This is a genomic window from Bradyrhizobium sp. INPA03-11B (genome assembly GCF_040446015.1).
In the GTDB taxonomy this organism is placed as follows: Bacteria; Pseudomonadota; Alphaproteobacteria; order Rhizobiales; family Xanthobacteraceae; genus Bradyrhizobium; species Bradyrhizobium macuxiense_A.
The window spans coordinates 1-5,721 of the sequence record NZ_JASGSR010000228.1 but is presented as its reverse complement, the minus strand read 5'-3'; the positions used below and the strand labels follow the sequence as shown (position 1 = coordinate 5,721).

The 5,721-nt window shown below is 63.5% G+C and carries 8 protein-coding genes; 3 read left to right on the top strand and 5 right to left on the bottom strand.

All coding sequences use genetic code 11. The features are described from left to right. Positions 1-923: toll/interleukin-1 receptor domain-containing protein (locus tag QMZ05_RS40225; RefSeq protein WP_353705792.1), on the bottom strand; the 923-nt coding region annotated here is incomplete at its 3' end. Between the two features lie 82 nt (positions 924-1,005). Here QMZ05_RS40225 and QMZ05_RS40220 point away from each other — a divergent pair. Next, positions 1,006-2,235 carry a lytic murein transglycosylase gene (locus tag QMZ05_RS40220; protein WP_353705791.1) on the top strand — a complete coding sequence of 410 codons (1,230 nt, stop codon included), beginning with the start codon at positions 1,006-1,008 and terminating at the stop codon, positions 2,233-2,235. Positions 2,236-2,320: 85 nt separating this feature from the next. On the opposite strand, the gene QMZ05_RS40215 is transcribed toward QMZ05_RS40220, so the two are convergent. Together QMZ05_RS40215 and QMZ05_RS40210 are read right to left on the bottom strand one after the other, a co-directional pair. Beyond that, the gene (locus QMZ05_RS40215) at positions 2,321-2,605 is read right to left on the bottom strand and encodes a hypothetical protein (protein ID WP_280976119.1); all 285 of its coding nucleotides are present in this window, start codon (positions 2,603-2,605) and stop codon (positions 2,321-2,323) included. Positions 2,606-2,842: 237 nt separating this feature from the next. Then, positions 2,843-3,148, bottom strand: a complete 306-nt coding sequence (locus tag QMZ05_RS40210; protein WP_021076077.1) for a hypothetical protein — start codon at positions 3,146-3,148, stop codon at positions 2,843-2,845. A 383-nt stretch (positions 3,149-3,531) separates the two neighbouring features. On the opposite strand from QMZ05_RS40210, the gene QMZ05_RS40205 reads away from it, so the two are divergent. Next, complete coding sequence (locus QMZ05_RS40205) at positions 3,532-3,807, top strand: (2Fe-2S)-binding protein (RefSeq protein ID WP_353705793.1); 276 nt, start codon at positions 3,532-3,534, stop codon at positions 3,805-3,807. Between the two features lie 222 nt (positions 3,808-4,029). Further along, positions 4,030-4,518, top strand: coding sequence for a bacterioferritin (gene bfr, locus QMZ05_RS40200; RefSeq protein ID WP_050422038.1), 489 nt, complete (start codon positions 4,030-4,032; stop codon positions 4,516-4,518). Positions 4,519-4,613: 95 nt separating this feature from the next. Here bfr and QMZ05_RS40195 read toward each other — a convergent pair whose 3' ends face one another. Both QMZ05_RS40195 and QMZ05_RS40190 read right to left on the bottom strand, forming a co-directional pair. Beyond that, complete coding sequence (locus tag QMZ05_RS40195; RefSeq protein ID WP_353705790.1) at positions 4,614-5,042, bottom strand: hypothetical protein; 429 nt, start codon at positions 5,040-5,042, stop codon at positions 4,614-4,616. Positions 5,043-5,221: 179 nt separating this feature from the next. Beyond that, positions 5,222-5,575 (bottom strand): hypothetical protein, encoded by a 354-nt coding sequence (locus QMZ05_RS40190; RefSeq protein ID WP_050422017.1) that lies wholly within the window; start codon positions 5,573-5,575, stop codon positions 5,222-5,224. Between the last annotated feature and the right edge of the window lie 146 nt (positions 5,576-5,721).

Here is a 5,721-nt window from a genome sequence, read left to right as displayed (position 1 = left end):
CCGTAGATGGTTCCGGCCGCGATGGCGGCGATCCAGGTCACCACGACGCTGTCGATCCGCCTGAACGCGGGGTTGGTCAGGAGCACGCCGAGAATGGTGATCGCTCCGCCGACCGCGCCGCCGATGCCGCCGATCAGGTAACCCATCAACGGGTTGTTGCCGAGCGTCTCGGTGATCTGGGCCGGGCTTGCGGCGTTGCCGTCGGCCGGGACGGTCTTGGCATATTGGCCGAGCGCCTGAAGCGTGACCGCGCTCGCATCATAGGCCGCGATCCAGGCCGCGGTCGTGATGGCGACCACCAGCGCCAGCTGAAACCGGTCCTTCGCGCCGAACATGACATTGCAGGTCGCGATCGCCGCGCCGAAGATCAGCCCGGGCAGGATCGTGATCCCGCCTGCGTCGGAGACGACGAACGAATATTGCAGGACGTTGAGCGCATAGGTCGTGACCAGGCTGCACACGATGGCGGAGGCCAGCGCCAGCACGAGGAACGGCAGGTTCGGCTGCCCGCGCGACTGCTCGCTTCTGGCCTCCAGCATGCGATCCACCGCGGCGCGCGTCTCGGCGGCGGCGCTGCCCTGCGGCTCCAGGATCGTGACCGCCTTGAGATAGGTCGGAACCTGGTCGAGCGGGGTCGGCGCCATCATGACAGGCAGCACGCGATTGCTCGGGTTCGGCCATTTGCTGCGGGCAAAGGCCAGCTCGCTCAAGGTGTAACGTCCCTTGGTCACCGATTCCGGTGAGATCAGGAACACCATAAAATCGCTGCTTTCGATGGCTTTTTCGACCCGCGCATCGAAGCTGTCGCCCGGCGGGAGATCGTCGTGCGAAAAGAAAACGTCATGGTCGCAATTGCGCAGGGACTGAGCGATGTTGTCAGCCTGCGATTCCAATTCGGAGGGAAATGACAAAAATATGCGCATGGCAAAACTTACCACCCAGAATTGAATTCTGACATTGCCGAATCCACGTTGCAATGCCTGTTTCCGCGGGGTGAGATCGATCATGAAATGGCCAGCCATCATCGTCGCATTCGCGCTGTTGCTTTGTGCGCCGCTGCAGCGGCCGGCATATGCCGCCGATGCCGCGTTCACCCAGTTCATCGCCTCGCTGTGGCCTGAGGCCAAGGCGGCCGGCGTGTCGCGTGAAACCTTCGATCGCGAGACGCGCTCCCTCGAGCCCGACTACAAGCTGCCCGATCTGATCCTGCCGGGACGTCCCAAGACCGGCGCGCCGGCGCAGGCCGAGTTCGTGCAGGTGCCGGCCGACTACATCAAGGAAGCCTCGATCGCGCGGCTCGCCGCCGAGGGGCAGCGGCTGTTGCAGAAGTATCGCTCGTCGCTTGACGCGATCGAGAAGCGGTTCGGCGTTCCCCCAACGATCGTGCTGGCGATCTGGGGCCGCGAGACCGACTATGGCCGCTACTCGCTGCCCTACGATACGCTGCGCGTGGTGGCGACGCAGGCCTATGTCGGCCGCCGCAAGGATCAGTATCGCACCGAGTTCATCCTCGCGCTGAAGATCCTCAGTGAGGGTGCGGTGACGCGCAAGGAGATGCGCTCGTCCTGGGCGGGCGCGACCGGCTACACCCAGTTCCTGCCGTCGGAGTATTACAAGCACGGCGTCGACCTCGACGGCGACGGCAAGGTCGACATCTGGCACTCGGTGCCGGACGCGCTCGCCTCCGCCGCGCAGCAGCTCGTCAACAAGGGCTGGCAGCCCGGCGTGCGCTGGGCCTATGAGGTCACGGCACCCGCCAATGCCGACTGCACGATGGGCGTGCCCGAAGTGACGAAACCGATCAGCCAGTGGCTGCGGGCGGGCTTCGTGCCGGTGCGCGGGCAGAAGCTGAGCGCCACCGAGCAGGCGCAATCGGCCTCGCTGTTACAGCCGGAAGGCATCTACGGTCCGGCCTTCCTGACCACGCCGAACTACTTCGTGATCAAGGAATACAATTTCTCCGACCTCTACGTGCTGTTCGTCGGCCATCTCGCCGACCGCATGACGAGCCCGCAGCCGTTTGCAACGCCATGGTCGGCGTCAAAGCAGCTGCGCTCCGCCGACGTCGAGGCGATGCAGCAGCAGCTGACGAAGATCGGTCTCTACAAGGACAAGCTCGACGGCAAGGCCGGGATGCAGACCCGCGCGGCGCTCGGCGCCTACCAGAAGCAGGCCGGGCTGAAGGTCGACTGCTGGCCGAGCGAAGCGGTGCTGCGCGCGATGAACGGGCGCTGAGCCGGAGGTCCGCTCGGTGACGCAAAACAAAAACCCGGCCGAAAGGCCGGGTTTTAGAGTGTGATGCTGACAGCGTATCGGTCGATCAGTCGCAAACCTGGACGCGACGGAAGCGCCAGCCGTAGCCGTCCCAGAAGCGCTCACGGACCCAGCGGCACGGAGCTTCTTCGACGTAAACAGGCGCCGGTGCAACATAGACCGGGGCCGGACGGGCGCCGGCGATTGCGCCGCCGAGCAGGGCGCCGCCGATCAGGCCGCCGGCAACGCCGGCCGCAATCGCGCCGCCGTCACCAGCCTTGGCAGCCGGAGCAACGGCCAGCGAACCGGCAATCGTGGTAACGGCAACGAGGGCAGCTAAAGTCTTCTTCATGTCTTTGGCTCTCCTGGAAGGTGGTGGCGTCGTGGTTCGACGCCGGGTTTTAGGTGACTCGCACGCTGATCTCGAACTGCTGTCTTGCTAAACAGCGCAGAACAGTCAACCGAAAGTAAACGTCCGCAGGCTCATCGCGCAGAAAAGCGGTTTTTTCTGGCCATCTACAGCGGATGTCCCGGACAAACAGTCCGTTTTCCGGGACATCTGGTTCGAATTAATCGAGATGAATGGCGATCAATCGCAAACGCGGACGCGGCGAATGCGCCAGGTGTAGCCGTCCCAGAACCGCTGGCGCTGCCAGAAGCAATCGGGACCGTAGCCGGGCTCGGCGACATAGGCCGGACCGGGCGCGTAGTAGCCATAGCCGGGACCGTAATAGCCGTTTTGCGAAGCGATCGCGCCACCGACGATGGCGCCACCGATCAATCCCGCAGCGACGCCAGCGGCGACACCGCGTTGTGCCTGGGCGGGGGCGGGCACCGCCACAGCCGAAACCGCCAGAGTGGCGGCGGCGCAAAGCGCCAGCAATGTCTTCTTCATGACCTCACCTTTCTCACGGGAGCTGGGACAGCGTGCGTTGGCGATCTGTCTCGCCTGAGGGTTCCATATTCCGCTTGAATGATCAATGAACGACGCTGCCGTATTCGCGACCAAATGCTTGCAGCTTTTGGCATATCTTGCAACGCACAAGCCCGTAGTGCCGCAGAACCGGTGGCTGTGGCGGAGCGAAGCGGATCGGGCCGGTAGACCCGCCGGGCGGGTTTCTTATTCCCGATAGGGCGGGCCGACCGATTTAGATTCATTCCAATATGAATCCCGCATCAGTTTGGAATTGCTACAAGAACGGCTTTTTCCTTTTGCATCCGGCGAGGCCCGACAATATCCATATTGGCAAGCATCACCCGTTGGACCCGCCTCCTCTGATGATTGTCTGTTCCTGTAACGTCCTTAGCGACCACGATGTCCGCAATGCCGTGAACGGTGGCGGGTCCGTGACACGAAATGCCAAGCAGGTGTATGGCTGCCTCGGCTGTAGCGCCGAATGCGGCCGCTGCGCGCGCACCATCAAGGCAATCATCGACGAGGCGCTCGGTCCCTGCGCCAAGGCCTGCTGCTCCGGCTGCCCCCATAGCGGCCATCCCCACGCGGCCAACGACGAAGACGCCGAGCCGGCCGAATTCGCGCTCGCGGCCTACTGAGGCAATTTTCGTCTCCGAGCCGAAGCTCCGACTCCCTGTCTTGACGCGTTTTCTGCCCGCGTACCGGCTCGCGCGCCGCGGGAGCGCTCCGTCCTCTCCAAATCGACCGAATCCGGTTATCCACGCGCTGCTTCCGCGATGGGTTGCTCTCTCCGGCAATCTGATTTAGAAGCATTCTAAATTCAGTGCTGGCCGGTTTGGCCGCGACAGGTGGAGTGGATCATGCAAGGCGACCCGAAGGTCATCGACTATCTGAACAAGGGGCTGCGCAGCGAACTGACCGCCATCAATCAGTACTGGCTGCACTACCGGATGCTCAACAATTGGGGCCTCCTGGAGATGGCCAAGGTCTGGCGCAAGGAATCCATCGAGGAGATGGAGCACGCCGACAAATTCGTCGATCGCATCCTGTTCCTCGACGGTTTCCCGAACCTGCAGGTGCTCGACCCCCTGAAGATCGGCCAGGACGTCAAGGAGATCATCGAGTGTGACCTGGCCGCCGAGATCGGCGCCCGCACGCTCTATCAGGAGGCGGCAACCTACTGCCACGGCGTCAAGGACTACGTCAGCCGCGACCTGTTCGAGCAGCTGATGAAGGACGAGGAAGACCACATCGACTTTCTCGAGACCCAGCTCGACCTGATCAAGCGCATCGGTCTCGAACTCTACACCCAGAAGCACGTCGGTCATCTGAAGGGCGAGGATCACTGAGCGGCGGTTTCGCGCTCGGTGAGTGGCGCTAGAAATACGAGAGGCCGTCCTTGCGGGCGGCCTCTTCCGTTTTCGCAATCGGACCGAGCTCTCGCTCAGTAGCACCGCATGATGTTGATGGTGCGGTCGCCACCGCGTCCCGGCACCGTCACGGTCTCCGTGGGACAGCTCGACACATAGGGGCGATCCGACGGCGCCACGGCCGGCGGATAGCGGTGCGCCCAATCCCAGGGCACGTCCTGGGTGTAGGTGTAACGGACGTCGTTCGAGACCGGCGCCGGCACCTCGGCGGCGAGCGGCGCAGCGGCTAGCGCGTCGTCGTAATACCCGCTCGTCCCAGGCAGCACGATGCCGGGCACGCGCACATGGTGGCGGAAGGCCGGATGGTGCGAGGAGAACGCGCCGCGCGGCGCCGTTCCGGATCTCGCATCGGTCTCGGTCGAGGAAGCAAGCAGCAGCGCTGCAATGCCGAGGGACGCCATCAGCGCCCCGGATGTTCGATACGCCGTTCTTCGATACGTCATGGCACGCACCAACCCGCGGTTACGGAGCATTTGTGCTGACGCTAGGCCGCGCCTCAGGGCGCCCGCAAACTCATCCTTAATTATTGGTTAAAAAGTAAGGTTAACAGGACGTGAATGTTTCAAATTGGCGCGATCAGCCGGCGCTGACATGCGATGCGCGTTCGACGGACGTGCCCGGCTCAGACCGCGTCCGCGGGGACGAAGCAGCTGATGATGATGCTGCCGCGGTGGTGTACGTACCACACCACTGCTTCGCCGACCGGATTGCCGCGATCGCGGATCACGGCACGCTCCGGCACCATCATCCATTCGCCCTCGATCGGCACCCAGTAGGCGCCGCCACGAACATCGTAGCTCGTGCGATGGCCGTCCGAGATGTCGCAGCAGGGCACGCCATTTGGCGCGATCACGCTCTTGAACCAGGCGCGGATATCGGGCGGCACGTTGTCGTATTGGCCGTTGTCGAACGCCAGCGCTGCGCCCGCCATGATGACGAGCCACGCGAGCACCGCGCCATGCGTGAGCCTTCGCATTGCATTCCTCCGCGAAAACTTCGTGCGTGATCCGCGCAACGCCCCGCGCGAATCCGGTGTTTGCGCGATTAGGCACGAACCGCGCGCGGGATGCATGCTCAAAGAATGAGCGAAGCGGCGCGGCCTCCGTGATGCAGTGCGAGATC

Bases quoted from the DNA above. Each gene is read 5' to 3' on its own strand.
- QMZ05_RS40220 (WP_353705791.1), top strand. From the start codon at position 1,006: ATGAAATGGCCAGCCATCATCGTCGCATTCGCGCTGTTGCTTTGTGCG.
- QMZ05_RS40215 (WP_280976119.1), bottom strand. From the start codon at position 2,605: ATGAAGAAGACTTTAGCTGCCCTCGTTGCCGTTACCACGATTGCCGGT.
- QMZ05_RS40210 (WP_021076077.1), bottom strand. From the start codon at position 3,148: ATGAAGAAGACATTGCTGGCGCTTTGCGCCGCCGCCACTCTGGCGGTT.
- QMZ05_RS40205 (WP_353705793.1), top strand. From the start codon at position 3,532: ATGATTGTCTGTTCCTGTAACGTCCTTAGCGACCACGATGTCCGCAAT.
- bfr (WP_050422038.1), top strand. From the start codon at position 4,030: ATGCAAGGCGACCCGAAGGTCATCGACTATCTGAACAAGGGGCTGCGC.
- QMZ05_RS40195 (WP_353705790.1), bottom strand. From the start codon at position 5,042: ATGACGTATCGAAGAACGGCGTATCGAACATCCGGGGCGCTGATGGCG.
- QMZ05_RS40190 (WP_050422017.1), bottom strand. From the start codon at position 5,575: ATGCGAAGGCTCACGCATGGCGCGGTGCTCGCGTGGCTCGTCATCATG.